This window comes from Fictibacillus enclensis (genome assembly GCF_001457035.1).
GTDB lineage: Bacteria > Bacillota > Bacilli > Bacillales > Fictibacillaceae > Fictibacillus_C > Fictibacillus_C enclensis.
In genome coordinates, this window is the sequence record NZ_KQ758618.1 from 240,424 (window position 1) to 254,674 (window position 14,251).

General features: G+C 43.9%; 16 protein-coding genes and 1 other RNA gene. 9 read left to right on the plus strand and 8 right to left on the minus strand.

Annotated features, from left to right (window positions below; all coding sequences use genetic code 11):
• From AS030_RS11610 to AS030_RS11620, 3 genes are read left to right on the plus strand one after another with little or no spacing between them, the layout of a single operon-like run.
• Positions 1-588, plus strand: coding sequence for a cob(I)yrinic acid a,c-diamide adenosyltransferase (locus AS030_RS11610; protein WP_061972016.1), 588 nt, complete (start codon positions 1-3; stop codon positions 586-588).
• A complete protein-coding gene (locus tag AS030_RS11615; RefSeq protein ID WP_061972017.1) occupies positions 575-1,078 on the plus strand; it encodes an ECF transporter S component in 504 nt (167 codons plus the stop codon). The genes AS030_RS11610 and AS030_RS11615 overlap by 14 nt, the downstream gene beginning before the upstream one ends.
• Positions 1,062-1,778, plus strand: a complete 717-nt coding sequence (locus tag AS030_RS11620; protein ID WP_061972018.1) for a hypothetical protein — start codon at positions 1,062-1,064, stop codon at positions 1,776-1,778. The genes AS030_RS11615 and AS030_RS11620 overlap by 17 nt, the downstream gene beginning before the upstream one ends.
• Here AS030_RS11620 and AS030_RS11625 read toward each other — a convergent pair.
• Together AS030_RS11625 and AS030_RS11630 are read right to left on the minus strand one after the other, a co-directional pair.
• Positions 1,770-2,549 carry an ABC transporter permease gene (locus AS030_RS11625; protein ID WP_061972019.1) on the minus strand — a complete coding sequence of 260 codons (780 nt, stop codon included), beginning with the start codon at positions 2,547-2,549 and terminating at the stop codon, positions 1,770-1,772. The two genes, AS030_RS11620 and AS030_RS11625, sit on opposite strands and share 9 nt — an antisense overlap.
• A 19-nt stretch (positions 2,550-2,568) precedes the next feature.
• Positions 2,569-3,186 carry an ABC transporter ATP-binding protein gene (locus tag AS030_RS11630; protein WP_061972020.1) on the minus strand — a complete coding sequence of 206 codons (618 nt, stop codon included), beginning with the start codon at positions 3,184-3,186 and terminating at the stop codon, positions 2,569-2,571.
• A 123-nt stretch (positions 3,187-3,309) separates the two neighbouring features.
• On the opposite strand from AS030_RS11630, the gene secG reads away from it, so the two are divergent.
• From secG to ssrA, 6 genes are all read left to right on the plus strand, one after another.
• Positions 3,310-3,540 (plus strand): preprotein translocase subunit SecG, encoded by a 231-nt coding sequence (gene secG / locus AS030_RS11635; protein ID WP_061972021.1) that lies wholly within the window; start codon positions 3,310-3,312, stop codon positions 3,538-3,540.
• A 139-nt stretch (positions 3,541-3,679) separates the two neighbouring features.
• Complete coding sequence (locus AS030_RS11640; protein ID WP_061972022.1) at positions 3,680-4,375, plus strand: alpha/beta hydrolase; 696 nt, start codon at positions 3,680-3,682, stop codon at positions 4,373-4,375.
• Between the two features lie 15 nt (positions 4,376-4,390).
• Entirely contained in the window at positions 4,391-5,143 is a 753-nt protein-coding gene (locus tag AS030_RS11645) for an alpha/beta hydrolase (RefSeq protein WP_061972023.1), read from the plus strand.
• 26 nt (positions 5,144-5,169) lie between these two features.
• On the plus strand, positions 5,170-7,470 hold the full coding sequence (gene rnr / locus AS030_RS11650) for a ribonuclease R (protein WP_074440547.1): 2,301 nt from the start codon (positions 5,170-5,172) through the stop codon (positions 7,468-7,470).
• Between the two features lie 101 nt (positions 7,471-7,571).
• On the plus strand, positions 7,572-8,039 hold the full coding sequence (gene smpB / locus AS030_RS11655) for an SsrA-binding protein SmpB (RefSeq protein ID WP_061972024.1): 468 nt from the start codon (positions 7,572-7,574) through the stop codon (positions 8,037-8,039).
• A gap of 126 nt (positions 8,040-8,165) precedes the next feature.
• Positions 8,166-8,526: a transfer-messenger RNA gene (ssrA, locus tag AS030_RS11660) on the plus strand.
• Between the two features lie 202 nt (positions 8,527-8,728).
• Here the strand turns inward: ssrA and AS030_RS11665 are convergent.
• The 6 genes from AS030_RS11665 to AS030_RS11685 all read right to left on the minus strand — a co-directional run bounded on the left by AS030_RS11665 (position 8,729) and on the right by AS030_RS11685 (position 14,184).
• On the minus strand, positions 8,729-9,298 hold the full coding sequence (locus AS030_RS11665) for a kinase (RefSeq protein ID WP_061972025.1): 570 nt from the start codon (positions 9,296-9,298) through the stop codon (positions 8,729-8,731).
• Positions 9,299-9,352: 54 nt separating this feature from the next.
• Positions 9,353-10,423 carry a phosphotransferase gene (locus AS030_RS11670; protein ID WP_061972026.1) on the minus strand — a complete coding sequence of 357 codons (1,071 nt, stop codon included), beginning with the start codon at positions 10,421-10,423 and terminating at the stop codon, positions 9,353-9,355.
• Positions 10,424-10,456: 33 nt separating this feature from the next.
• Positions 10,457-11,635, minus strand: a complete 1,179-nt coding sequence (locus AS030_RS11675) for a carboxylate--amine ligase (RefSeq protein WP_061972027.1) — start codon at positions 11,633-11,635, stop codon at positions 10,457-10,459.
• Positions 11,632-12,945, minus strand: coding sequence for a glycosyltransferase family 4 protein (locus tag AS030_RS11680; RefSeq protein ID WP_061972028.1), 1,314 nt, complete (start codon positions 12,943-12,945; stop codon positions 11,632-11,634). Before AS030_RS11680 ends, AS030_RS11675 begins: the two co-directional genes overlap by 4 nt.
• On the minus strand, positions 12,942-13,052 hold the full coding sequence (locus AS030_RS24320; protein ID WP_218061146.1) for a PIG-L family deacetylase: 111 nt from the start codon (positions 13,050-13,052) through the stop codon (positions 12,942-12,944). The genes AS030_RS11680 and AS030_RS24320 overlap by 4 nt, the downstream gene beginning before the upstream one ends.
• A 724-nt stretch (positions 13,053-13,776) precedes the next feature.
• Complete coding sequence (locus AS030_RS11685) at positions 13,777-14,184, minus strand: MerR family transcriptional regulator (protein WP_061972029.1); 408 nt, start codon at positions 14,182-14,184, stop codon at positions 13,777-13,779.
• Positions 14,185-14,251: the final 67 nt, after the last annotated feature.

A 14,251-nucleotide genomic window follows, 5' to 3' on the forward strand; every position in this document is an offset into this window, starting at 1 on the left:
ATGAAGCTTTACACACGTACTGGAGATGAAGGAAAAACAAGTGTGATCGGAGGCCGGCTGGATAAAAACCATATCCGTGTTAATGCCTATGGAACACTGGATGAGCTGAACAGCTTTGTTGGGGTGGCCGTTACAAAGCTCCAGGATGCCAAGTATGACGATATCCGGAACGAACTGGTGAAGATCCAGCATGAGTTGTTTGACTGCGGCGGCGATCTTTCAGCTGTAAAAAAGGATTATCCATATAAAGCAAACACCGACATGATCACCTTTTTGGAAGAGCGCATTGATGAATACATTAAAGAAGCTCCAGAGCTGGAACGCTTCATTCTTCCGGGAGGTTCAGAGGCTTCAGCCGCGATTCATGTTTGCCGTACAGTAGCAAGGCGGGGAGAGCGGGAAATTGTGGCGCTGAAGCAGGAGAATGAAATCAACCCGGTTGTTTTAAAATATGTGAACCGCTTATCCGATTACTTTTTTGCCATTGCCCGGGTGATTAATTTCCGCGAAGGAGTAAAGGACGTGGAGTACGAACGAAGTGCGATCGTTTTCCGTGGAGGCAAGCGAAAAGAAAATGACACGAAATAAACATATCGCGCTGTTTACGGCGTTTGTTTCTCTGGCAGTAGCCGGTTCGTTTATCAAAATTCCTTCTCCAATAGGCAGTGTGGCCTTTGATTCCATGCCCGCCCTGGCTGCGGCTGCGTTAATGTCGCCATGGTCGGGGCTTGCTGTTGCCTGTTTTGGGCATTTGCTAACAGCCGCCCTGGCCGGTTTTCCTTTGGGACCGCTCCATTTAGTGGTAGCGGTTCAGATGGGACTCCTGGGCTTCTTTTATGGCGTGCTATACAGAAAAAATGCGAAAACCGCTGCCACATTGATGTTTATAACAGGAAATGGTGTCCTGGCTCCGCTCTGCTTCTGGACTGTTTTGGGAAAAGCGGTCGTTCTCGGACTTATCCCAAGTCTGCTGGCTGCTGCTGTGCTGAATGGTTTGACCGCACTTGTAATCATCCCGCGAATAAAGCGGTCGTTCCGGCATTCTGCCATGAGGATCAACCATGAAAAGAAATCGTGATATAACCGTGCAGGGCTTTGGCTCTGGGCATGTGGCGGTGATTGCCGCGGATAACTCTGGGGGAATTGGCAGCCTTCCGATGGATGAGGTAAAGGTCCCTTATGAGGTAGTCGCCCAGTATGGCGCCCGGGTCTGCGCGATGGAAGTGCTGGCTGCCGGGGCACTGCCCGTTTCGTTCATTATCCACTCCTTTAACGGTGAAGGGGCATGGAACGAGCTCGTGACAGGAGCACAAAAGACGTTTGCGGAGCTTGGTCTCGATACTATCGAAATCACGGGAAGCTCCGAAAGCAATATGAACATGGTCCAGTCCGCTTCTTCTTTCACAATGATCGGCAGGGCGGCTCATCATGATTTGAAAATGGGAATCACGCCTTCAATTGCTAAAGTGGCGGTCATAGGTGCGCCCCTTGTCGGGGAGGAAGTGATCAGCCGTTCTAAAGAGGGAATTTCATTATCTCTATTCCGGCAGCTGCTGAAAACAGACGGCATTTATGAAATCCTGCCTGTCGGCTCCAAAGGCATTGGATACGAGCTCGGGGTACTGTGTGGTTCTTCGGCAAGGTTCAAGAGTACCCTGCCATTGGATAAGTCAGCCGGGCCATCTACATGCGTGCTAATCAGTTATGACGAAAAACAGCATTCCGCCATCAGAAGTTTGTGCGGAATGCTGTTTCATGAACTTGACCCATTATTTTAATTGTGACCGCTCATTAAAAAACGTCCGGTAGCCATATTGAACAAAAAGGATGACGCTGAATGATACCGATCCGGCAATCCCCAGCATGATCGCAATCTGATATTCAATCGCAGTGAGCGGGGAGATACCTGACAAAATCTGGCCGGTCATCATGCCTGGAAGAAATACGATTCCCATGCCGACCATCGAATTGATCGTGGGAAGAATGGCGGAATCAAACGCACGGTCGACGAGTTCTTTGGAAGCGGCTTTTGGAGTTGCCCCGAGCATCAAGGCTGCTTCCACCATGCGTTTTTGCTTTTTCATGCCCTCCACAAGGTGATTGACCCCAAGCGTTATCCCTGTCATGGCATTCCCAATGATCATCCCGGCAATCGGTATAACATACCTCGGCTCAAACCAGGGAGAGAACTGAATGACCACATAGTTGAAAAATAGAAGGCTGACGAGAGTTCCTACTGTCATCGAAACAGCGATGACTTTTTTTAATGAAGAAGATAAATCGTATTTGATCCGCTTAAAAACGTTATAGATTGCAAAAATTTCCATGAGAACGAAAATGAAAAGAGTCAGAAGGGGATGCGGGTGCTTGAATACATAGGTGAGGATATACCCCGCGAGCACGAGCTGGATCGTCATTCTCAGGGTTCCGATGATAATCTCTTTTTCCCTCGCTATGCCTCTCCACTTCACAATCACCGTCAATACCACGATAAAGAGATAGGCAGACAGAAGCTGCCACAACGAAATATCAATAATTTTATCGTTCATCAGCAGCCTCCTTTATTTTCTAATTGTACCTTTCAAGATGTACCGGCACGTCAGCGTAACGGTCTGCAATTTGATTGGAGTGGGTGACTATGATGACCGTTCTATTCTTTTGTTTGGCCTTTTTTAAAAAAGATGAGATGACCTCATCCGCTGTTTCGTCATCAAGGGCGGATGATGGCTCGTCCAGCAGATAAACTTCCGCATCAAGCAAAAGAACCCGGGCCAGCGCAAGCCGCTGCTGCTCTCCGCCGGACAATCCCTCTGCATCTGTTTTTAATGATTTTCGTAAATGCACACTATGTAAAGCTTCTTCAAGCACTCGATCATCTGGCACCGCTTTCTCCGAGAACACCAGTCCGGCGACAAGATTATCTTTTACGGTGCCGGGAAATATGGCGGGCATTTGCTGAAGCATGATCACGTTTCTTCGATGCTGTACAGGATCAAGCGTGGCGATATCCTTCCCTTTGTAGAACACCTTGCCTTCATCCGGGCTGATCAGGTGATTCAGCAGTTTCAGCACCGTTGTTTTTCCGCTGCCGCTTTCTCCGGTAAGAATGCTCACTTTATTTTCTTCCATACGTAAATGACCAATCTTCAAAATATCTTTATAGCGAATCTCTTTTAGTTCAAACATGGGTCAATGCCTCCTTCCTGACAGCCCCTTTATGGCACGATAAATTATTTGGAATACGTTGCCGAACGAATGCCCGTATGATACATTAAGTATAGTGTAACGTTGTCCGTGGAGGTGTGACAAATGCAAACAGCAGCAACAGTTTTATTGGTGATTGTTTCGATCGCACTTATTATAGTCGTTGTTCTTCAATCTGGCCGTTCGGCAGGATTATCAGGAGCGATTACTGGTGGCGCCGAGCAGTTATTTGGAAAACAAAAAGCCCGTGGAATGGATGCCGTCCTGAGCAGGCTGACGATTATTCTCGCCACATTGTTCTTCTTGTTGGCGATTGCGGTAGCGTATTTTATCTAATGATACCCCAACAGCAGGTGAATTTTTCACTTGCTGTTTTTATTTTTTTATCCGCCAGTTTGAAAGCTTTTTCCAATAGGGATATGGTATGATTTTTTACGGACATTATAGGGTAACTAATGATAAAAAAGGTGATAATATGATTGGCTGTCTTTGTCTTCATGGCTTTACCGGCAGTCCGTATGAAGTAGAGCCGGTTACCCGCTATTTAGAAGAACATACCGATTGGCTGATTTCAGTGCCGACCTATCCGGGGCATGGAGAGCAATTGATGCTGAAGGGGATTACACACAAGCTTTGGATCGATGAAGCAGAACGCGCCTTTTTGGAATTGCGGAAAAAGAGCGACACGCTCTATATTCTCGGGTTCTCCATGGGTGGAATCATCGGCGGTTATCTTGCATCGAAGTACGGATGCGATAAACTCATCCTGCTCAGTGCCAGCGCTTACTATATGAACCCGGCACAGATGGTGAAAGATATCAAGGACATGATCATAAAAGGTATGCGGGGAACGCTGAAGGATGATGAACTGTACCTGCGATACCGGAAAAAGTTTATGGATACTCCGCTTTCCGCCACGTTCGAATTCCGGAAGCTCGTCAAAACGCTCAAGCCTTCGTTTCGTGCTATTGATGTACCTACTCTGATTATCCAGGGGGAGTGCGACGGACTGGTGCCGCGCAAGAGCGCAGAGTATATTTATAAAACCATACCATCGAAACGTAAGAAGCTATGTTATTTAAAAGAATCAAAGCATATGATCTGCCACGATGTGAATCAGGAACAGCTGATCGAAGAAGTTTTTCAATTTTTAATGGAACCAACGAAGTAAGGGAGAGTAAGCAGCATGATGAAAATTACAGCACCAAAACCATTTATGTTTGAAGGAGGAAAACGGGCGGTATTATTATTACATGGCTTTACCGGCAGCTCAGCGGACGTTCGCATGCTGGGCCGTTTTCTGCAAAAGAAGGGATACACCTGCCATGCTCCACAGTACAAAGGGCACGCTGTCCCACCGGAAGAACTCGTACATACAGGCCCGGATGACTGGTGGAAGGATGTTATGGATGGGTTCAACCTTCTAAAAGAGAAGGGACATACGGAAATTGCCGTTTGCGGATTGTCGCTTGGCGGTGTTTTTTCATTGAAACTGGCTACCGAGCAGCCGGTGATGGGTGTCGTGCCAATGTGCGCACCAATGCATGTGAAAAGTGAAGAAACGATTTACCAGGGTGTGCTGGAGTATGCCCGTGAATACAAAAGCCGAGAAAATAAGTCGCAGGAGCAAGTGGATCTGGAGATGGAGGCGTTCAAAAAGACCCCTATGAATACCTTAAAGGGCCTTCAACAGCTCCTGGGTGATGTGCGAAATTCCATCGACATGGTATACGCACCTACATTTGTTGTACAGGCTAGACATGACGAGATGATTAATACGGACTCTGCCAATATTATTTACAATGAAGTGGAAAGCGATCTAAAGGATTTGAAATGGTACGAAGAATCCACTCATGTAATCACACTTGGCAAGGAAAAGGAACAGCTGCACGAGGATGTTTACACCTTCCTGGAAAAGCTGGACTGGACCATGGAGTAACGTTTTTCCCATAAGGAGGAGATGTAGTGGATAAGCAGCAACTGCTTGCGTTCATGAAAGAAGAAGCATATAAACCGCTTAGCGTTCAGGAACTGGAAGACGCCTTTGGGCTCCAGGAAGCGGATGATTTTAAAATTTTGGTTCGCACACTGAACGAGATGGAAGACGAGGGGCTTGTTGTCAGAACAAGAACAAACCGATACGGTCTTCCTGACAAAATGAATCTTGTTCGAGGAAAGGTGCAGGCTCATGCGAAAGGGTTTGCTTTCGTCCTCCCTGAAACAGGAGAAGGAAAAGACGTCTACGTTTCTCAGGGAGACATGGGCAGTGCCATGAACAATGACGTGGTGCTCGTACGCCTTAACACCAATTCAAAAGGCTCTCATCCGGAAGGTACCATTATCCGCATTTTGGAGCGTGGTGTAACAGAAACAGTAGGAACATTCCAGCAAAGCCGCAGTTTTGGGTTTGTGGTCGCTGATGACAAACGGATTCCGAATGATATTTTCATCCCGGCTGAAGGGGTAAATGGTGCCATTGAAGGCCATAAAGTCGTTGTTAAAATCACCAAGTACCCTGAAGGGCGAAACAGTGCAGAAGGAGAAGTCATCCACATTCTCGGCCATAAAAACGACCCTGGCGTGGATATCCTTTCCGTCATTTTCAAACACGGGCTGCCAAGAGAGTTCCCTGAAGAGGTGCTTGAACAGGCAAACAGTGTGCCTGACACCATTGATCCGAATGATATCGAAGGCCGCCGTGATCTGCGCGACCAAACCATCGTCACGATCGATGGCGAAGATGCTAAGGATTTGGATGATGCTGTTAATGTAATCAAGCTTGATAACGGCAATTATAAACTCGGTGTCCATATCGCTGATGTCAGTCACTATGTAACTGAAGGATCACCAATCGATGTGGAAGCGTTGGAACGGGGTACAAGTGTGTATCTCGTGGACCGGGTTATTCCGATGATTCCTCACCGCCTGTCCAACGGGATCTGTTCATTGAATCCGCGGGTGGACCGCCTGACGCTTTCCTGTGAGATGGAAATCACGCCTAAAGGCGAAGTGATCAAGCATGAGATTTTCCCAAGTGTGATCAAGACCGTGGAACGGATGACCTACACGAACGTACGGAAAATCCTGCAGCGTGAAGACGACGACGTCTTAAAACGTTATGAGCCGCTTATTCCGTTTTTTGATGGAATGGGCGAACTGGCCGAAATTCTGCGCAAGCGCCGATTTAACCGAGGTGCTATTGACTTCGATTTCAGTGAAGCGCGTGTCATCGTCAATGAAAATAGCGAGCCGCAGGAAGTGGTGCTTCGCGAACGGTCGGTAGCGGAACGCCTGATTGAGGAGTTCATGCTGTGTGCCAACGAAACGGTAGCGCAGCACTTCCATAAGGCCGATCTTCCGTTCATGTACCGGATCCATGAAGACCCGGATGCAGAGAAGCTGCATCGTTTCCTTGAATTCATCGCCATGTTTGGCTATGTACTAAAAGGCGGAGTGGAAGAGGTTCATCCGAGTTCACTGCAAAAACTTCTTGAAGAAGTAAAAGGCGAGCCGGAAGAAATGGTGATCAGCAAAATAATGCTCCGTTCCATGAAGCAGGCGAAATACTATCCGGAAAGCTTGGGCCACTATGGTCTGGCGACCGAGTTCTATACGCACTTTACTTCACCGATCCGACGTTATCCGGACTTAATCGTTCACCGGTTGATCCGGACGTATCTTATTAACAAAAAGACCGATCCAAGCACGGTGGCAAAATGGAAAGGACAGCTTGAGAAAATCGCCAAGCATGCTTCCGACCGGGAACGCCGCGCGGTGGATGCCGAGCGTGAAACGGACGATCTAAAAAAAGCTGAATTCATGCAGGATAAAATCGGGGAAGAGTACGAAGGTGTCATCAGTTCCGTAACCAACTTCGGGTTGTTTGTAGAACTTCCCAATACCATTGAAGGTCTCGTACATGTGAGCTACCTGGCTGATGATTACTACCGCTATGATGAGAAGCATATGGCCATGATCGGTGAACGCACAGGGAACGTGTTCCGGATCGGGGATGAACTTGCGGTTAGGGTCATCAATGTGAATCTCGATGAACGGGCGATTGATTTTGAGATCGTGGGTATGAAGGGAACACCCCGCAAACGGGGAAAAGACCGTCCAACAGTCATTGAAGGCGAAGGACGAAAGCGAAAAACACGCCGTCCTGAAGCCGACCGAGGGGACAAAGGCGGATCAACAAAAGGCAAGAAAAAGCCATTCTATAAAGGGAATATCACGAAAAAGAAAAAGAAAAACAAAAAGAGATAAACCAGTGCAGGGAAACGTCATGCGGCCTTAAGCTTTATTTGACGTTTCCTGACCAATTCAGTATAATTAAGGGTGCACTTGTTTTGGGGAGGTCATGAAGCATGCCAAGAGGAGAAGGAAAACTTGTCGCTCAAAATAAAAAAGCGCGGCATGATTATCATATAGAAGAAACCTTTGAGGCAGGCATCGTCCTCCAGGGTACTGAAATCAAAGCCATCCGGGCTGGCAGGATCAATTTGAAGGATTCATTCGCCCGTGTGCAAAATGGAGAACTGTTTCTTCACAACATGCACGTGAGCCCGTACGAACAGGGAAACCGGTACAACCATGATCCGCTCAGAACACGCAAACTGCTTCTTCACAAGAAGGAGATCGCCAAGCTTTTGGGCCAGACAAAAGAGCAGGGATACTCGATCGTCCCATTGAAGCTGTATCTTAAAAACGGATTTGCGAAGGTTTTAATCGGCTTGGCCAAGGGTAAAAAGAACTACGACAAGCGGCAGGATCTGAAGAAAAAAGATGCAAAACGCGAGATCGAACGTGCCTTCAGGGATCGCCAAAAGGCATAAACTGGAGAGTGTGGCCGGTTGAAATAACCGCGTAAAAATGCTATACTTTATTTTGTTGCTAATAACTGAATAAAAGGTTGCAGCAGCTTTAACCTCCCGTAAGATTCACCCCGGGATTTCTATCATGGGGACGTTACGGATTCGACAGGGGTAGTTCGAGCTTAAGTTGCGAGTCGAGGGGGTCGGCCTCGTTAAAACGCCAACGCCTATAACTGGCAAAACTAACAACAACCTAGCTTTAGCTGCGTAATAGCACTTTAGCTGATCCTCCCTCCATCGCCCATGTGGTAGGGTAAGGGTCTCACTCTTAGTGGGCTACGCCGGCTGTCCTCCGCCTGAGGACGAAGGAAGAGCGCAATCAGGCTAGCACTTCAAACGCCTGTCGATAGGCAGCTGAAGTCGCGAAACGCGAATCTATCGACTACACTCGTAGAAGCTTAAGTGCCGTTATCTTTGGACGTGGGTTCGACTCCCACCGTCTCCACCAATACATACTGTTGGTGTTACTTAAAAATGTATGTTATATAATATTTTCACATATTTCTTTGCATAGTGCTTTCAGACCTAACCGAGTTAGGTTTTTTTACATTTGTAATATCTCAAGATAACCTGTATTAAGGGTCAGCTCATTCAATGGTTGACCTGAAGAACAAGAAAGGGTGGCACCATGTTTAACGCCATCTAAATGGTTATTCATAATATTTTGCCCATTCATTAAAAATGGTTGGCGAAATCTGTTTGACCCCTTGAAGGAATTCCTCTGCATATCCAAGCTTTTCAAGACCCGATATTAACTTCCTGGGATAAGTTCTATCAGTGGTAAATGCCCGTTTGTGGTCGATCACTTTTACCTCCCCCTTCTCGTTGAAGTAAATATGACGGACCTCTGTATCGTGTCTCAAAAAACCGATCCTCTTTAATTCAGAAAGCATGTATAATATTTGTCTTATTTTTGAGTCAGAAAAACGTTTCTTTTCTTTGAGGTATTTTTTTAGATTATATCCGTTGACATACTCCATGACAATATAGTTCGATCCATACTCATAGAGTCGGGGAATGATTGGGGATGATTGTCCCTTCTTTAATGCCTCCAGTTCAAGTTTTTGGGTTTTTTCTTTCCAGAAAATTTTTACACATTTATTGTGACTAATTTGAAAAACCGCTCCATCACCGCCCTTGCCAAGCTGTTTGTATTTTTCGAGATTTTCCAATGCTAATTTTCCTTTATTTCTGGCTGCTATCGCCGTTATGCTTTCCATCCATACACTTCCTTTATTAAAATTGGACTTCAGCAGCAACTACGTTGATCTCTGCTAGTATAAACCGAATTCCTTTCCCCAGCTGTTTATTTTTTCAATGTATCTTTTTAGCAGAATACTTTGTTCTCCATTCAACACCCTTTTAAGGTGATTTAGGAGTCTTTTCTCTAATGTTCTCTGTAAATAAGTCATTTTTAATAGCTTTAGGATGTCTGTTTGGAAGGTTATTCCTTCTTTTTGCATTTCCTGAGCGTATAACAGCATGCAATGACTTCTTATTTCTTCTTCCTTTTTATGCCAGTCGGTTCTGAAATCAATCAACAATTCAACCAGAACAACCATATCATACGAACAGGGTGCGTACTTGGCAGACTCCCAGTCGATCATTTGAATGTTCCAATTTACTTCATCTGTTCCGTTTTGGCAGCAAAGATTATGAAGATGAAGATCACCGTGGATGAGGCATTGCCCTGCTTCCATAATTTCCGGAAAGAAAATTGGCCCTTTTTGCAGGACATTTTGAATAGTGTTGTATCCAGGTTCTACTATTCCTCTTAAACCAGGATCTTTCATAGCAAGATCTAGATATTCTTTTGTTTTTTCAATATGGTTGCTTCTTTCTGTGTTTGCCAGCGCAGAATCATATCGGGGCAGCCAGGAATCAAACGAATCCTTGTACCTGGTTATCCGATCACCAAATGTGCGGGCATGAAATTTTGCAGCAGTTGGAATGATAAGATCGAGATGTCTGGGCGTAATCTTGATTTGCCCGCGCAAAGGTTGAATAAATTCTGTAAATAGCCAGATTTCGTCATCATTTACTCTTTCCTCAATCCAATACATTTTTGGCATAAATTCAGCCATGGCGGTATATCCTCTGCGGTACATGTTAATTTCCACACGATGATTTTCATTAAAAGGTGGTTTAAATATTTTAAGGACGGCGGGAAGACTGTTTATGCCATCTGTAAGGATCAGTTTCCAGATACTTGTTTTTTCCCTCGAATTTTTAAGGCATTCTATTTTATCTTCAGGCAATGCAATTTCATGATCTGAAAAAAATTCAAACTTTTTTTTCCATCTAAATTGATTCCACTGTTTTACGATTTGTTCTTTACTGCTCAATGCAGAAATCCCCCCTAATTTCTATTGAAAATCTCACTTTCTCGCCCATAAATATCGAATGTGGGACACAAAGCTTCTTATAAATGGGAGTGGATCCTTCCAGCTGAATAAAGCTTCTATCTTATGTCCGGAAAGGCTTTTTATCCATTCGGTAATCGTCATTTTCCCGTTTTTTTTGTTTTGGCGGAAGGATAGAAAATCGCGGACCAGGTAAACCCATTTGATGCCTTCTGTCTGTTTCGTCACTGGGGAAGGATTTTGTCCAGTTACCAGCAAATAGTTCAAGTATGCTAAATTTACACCGCAAGCTATTGACAATCTTTGGGTTAACCCAATCCTGGGGTTAATCTCAATAAATTTCAACTTGCCGTCTCTTTCATCCCTCTTAAATTCCGCAATTGCCAGGCCTTTTAACTTGATATTACGCAAAAATGGCACTGCCATATTTATTACGTCCTCATCTCTGATACTTAATGCCATGGCGGTTGAACCGAAGTCTGGAGGGAATTGGTGGAGTTTTTGATTCATCCAGAGTCCAATTAGATTCATTTCCTCATCAAATAAAGTTTTTACTGAATAAATGGATGCCTCTTCTCCAGGAATCACCTCTTGAATCATGAGCTCTCCAAAACGGCTGTAAAAGAGGTACTCTTCCCTTAACTGGACTGGATTTTCAACTAATATTGCTTTTTTATACAGATGATGATCGATACGTTTCCGGAAATTGGAGGAAATGACTGGTTTTAATATACAGGGGAATATTACTTCAGAAGCAATCCGCTCAAGATGATCTTCATCATCAATAATGAACGTTTTAGGACATGGAACGTTATATTTTACTGATAAATCGTAGGTTAATCTTTTATCTAACACAGCCTCGATTAATGAATGGTCAGGTAAAAGAAAAAGATAATTCAAAGACAACTGATCTCTGTATTTTGATATAAAACGTACATAGTCATCCGATCCAGCGTAGAGTACCGCTTTCTCCTCAAATGTTTGTCCTAGCCTTGTAAGGTGCTCTAATAATTTTTCTTCCTCAGAAACAGGATTAGGGCATACATCGCAGCTTGCATATCTGGTTTTTCCAATTTTTTGCTTACTCTCTGTATCAAATGCATATACTTTTATGCCTTGTTCGGCTAAGCTCCGAACGATTCCGATCCCAGTCGCACTTAGATCTAAAACTACGGCTGGTAGATCATGCCTCACTGCATCTCACCTCTGTGCAAAAAAGATTGATAAACTTCTTCAATCTTTCTAGTCATACTGGCAATCGTTAAATGCTGTTCAGCAAAGCATTTAGCATTTTGTGCTAAAGAATTCCTTAGTATGGAATCATCCAGAAGGATCGTTAATTTTTCCGCTAGTTGCTGAGGGTTACCCGGTTCAGCTATAAGCCCCGAATGATTGTCCTGAATAATTTCTGGTATTCCGCCACAGTTTGTTGTAATGATCGCCTTCCGGGCGAACATCGCCTCTATCACAGAAATGGGAAGTGTATCACTGGTAGTTGGCAGGACAAAAATATCTGATCGTTTTAATATTTTTGGAATATCCTTTCTCTTTCCTAGAAAATGCACATTTTCCAGCTGTAAATCCTGACATTGGCGTTCAAGCTCTTCTCTCATTGATCCTTCCCCTACAATCCATATTTCTACATTTTCAAGCTTGTTTCTAATGAGGGAAAGTGCCTCAAACAGGTATTTATGTCCTTTACGCGGCCGGAGTCGAGAGATACAGGTAATAATGGTCTTACCTGAAGTATTCTTCGATTTCTCTGGAGGATCAATTCCAAAATCGATTCCAGTGTAAACCGTTGTCATTTTTCTTTCCTCAGCACCTAATCCGTTTAGCAACGGTCGAAAATATTCACATAAATTAATGATATGGGTCGAGCTTTGAACGGCTTTTCGGTCAATGGCCAAAAAGTAGGCTTCTTCTACAGACCCTTTTTCAATTAGATTAAACTTTAGCCGTGTATGTGTCATAAATCCGTGGGGAGTGAACAGCAGCGGTTTTTGATAGTCTTTATTAAGCTGGTGCATTACATTAGCTGTAAACCGGTCCTGTGCGTGAATAATATCATATTTAGAAATATCCACGCACTTTAGCATCCATTCATATTTTTGCATTCGCCAAACGTTTTGGATGATCTTTTCACTGAAACTTCCATACCTTTTAACAAAAAATTGTTTTACATCCTCCATAAATGTTTGTCGCATTCCTTCAATATAACTTTTTTCGAAGTGATTAGGAGCTGCAATATGGACAGTGTGGCCTAAGCCTTCCAATCCGGATTTAAGTGCAGTGATGTAGTTTTGCAATCCGCCAACAAAAGGGTAGTCCCAGAAAGTAGTGATTAAGATTTTCATTTTTTTCTTTTGTCTTAATTCAGAGGGTTTCACGAAATCTGGTTTGTTTTTATCTTTTTTTAAAGCTTTTGTCAGTCCATAATATTGATCCATTGCAGATACTAAATGGGGATAGGGGATAAATAATGGAGGTTTTCGGCGTGTCATCTCCATACCCTCCTGATGATTTCAAACGCTTCCGCATAATTTGTTCCACCAGGGCCAAGGATTTCATCGTCTGGATGAGCAGCAATCACTATTACATCGATACTCATGTATTTCACCTCAATTTTTTTTCCGTTCTTTTATATATATGGACATACCTTTAGCTAGGAAACTGACATTAGTGGAGGTATTTATAGATTATTTATCATAGAATGAATTGGCAGTTTATTTATGCTCGAATCCGTAATGGTAAATTTCCACGTCATATCCCGTGTCTTCTGCTTGTGCCCAAATCCGCGGCGACCTTTTATTAAAATCTTCGCTCCACATCATCGGTCAAATTTTGGACAAAGTCCACTGCCACTTTAGGTGTAACAGCTCTCCTTGTTTTCAGTCAACGTGTACTCCATAAGTTTGCCGAGTCCATGCTGATAACGGTCTGTGCTGTTCATGATCAATTCCTCCTGAATAGTAACTGCTTAACAAGACCCACTTTATCTCACATTGAATCATGCGATACATAGAAATATATTAATTATTCATTTTAGGCATGGAGGCAGAACGAATCTTAAAAGATTTGGATTCTAGCGTGAAGCAGGGAGCGAAAGTCCGTCTTCGCAGAAAAGTAGAAGGAAACGTCTTTCAGCCAACTGTTTAAACGATATGCCGATCGATTCAGGACTCGGCCGTTTTAACGGTGAATGGGTCCTTGAAGAATTTACAACGCTTAAATGGCTGAAATTCCCCATCTAAAATAGAACCATAGGTTTGAGAGGAGCCATGGTTCATGTAAGTAGAGGGGATTTTTTTATGATCAAAGTTAGGCTTTTTTAGTTAAGGCTTCGCTAACTTTTCTTTCTTATGAATGTCTTCCGTTCCGCCATCCATAGCTGTCTTATAATAGGAACATTTATGTTGGATGATCTCCATTGTCTTTTTCAACTCTTCCATCTGTGCTTCCACATTGGCTTTTCGTTCCAAAAACATCTTATATCTTTGCTCTAGAGTGGAATCTCCCTCTGAACACCAATCAATAAATGTCTTGATTTCCTTAATCGGCATCCCGGTGGCTTTGAGGCATTCGATTACTTTTAACGCACTGATATCGGATTCTTTAAACAATCGATTTCCGTTGGGTGTACGTTCTACGAATGGCATAAGTCCTTCTTTGTCGTAGTAACGCAACGTATATACGGTAAGATTCAATTCTTTCGCAACTTCGCTTATGGAATATGTCTTCATAACTAATCTCCTTCATATAGACTTCGAGTTAACTCTATGGTTTGGGAAATTTTATCACTGAACGTCC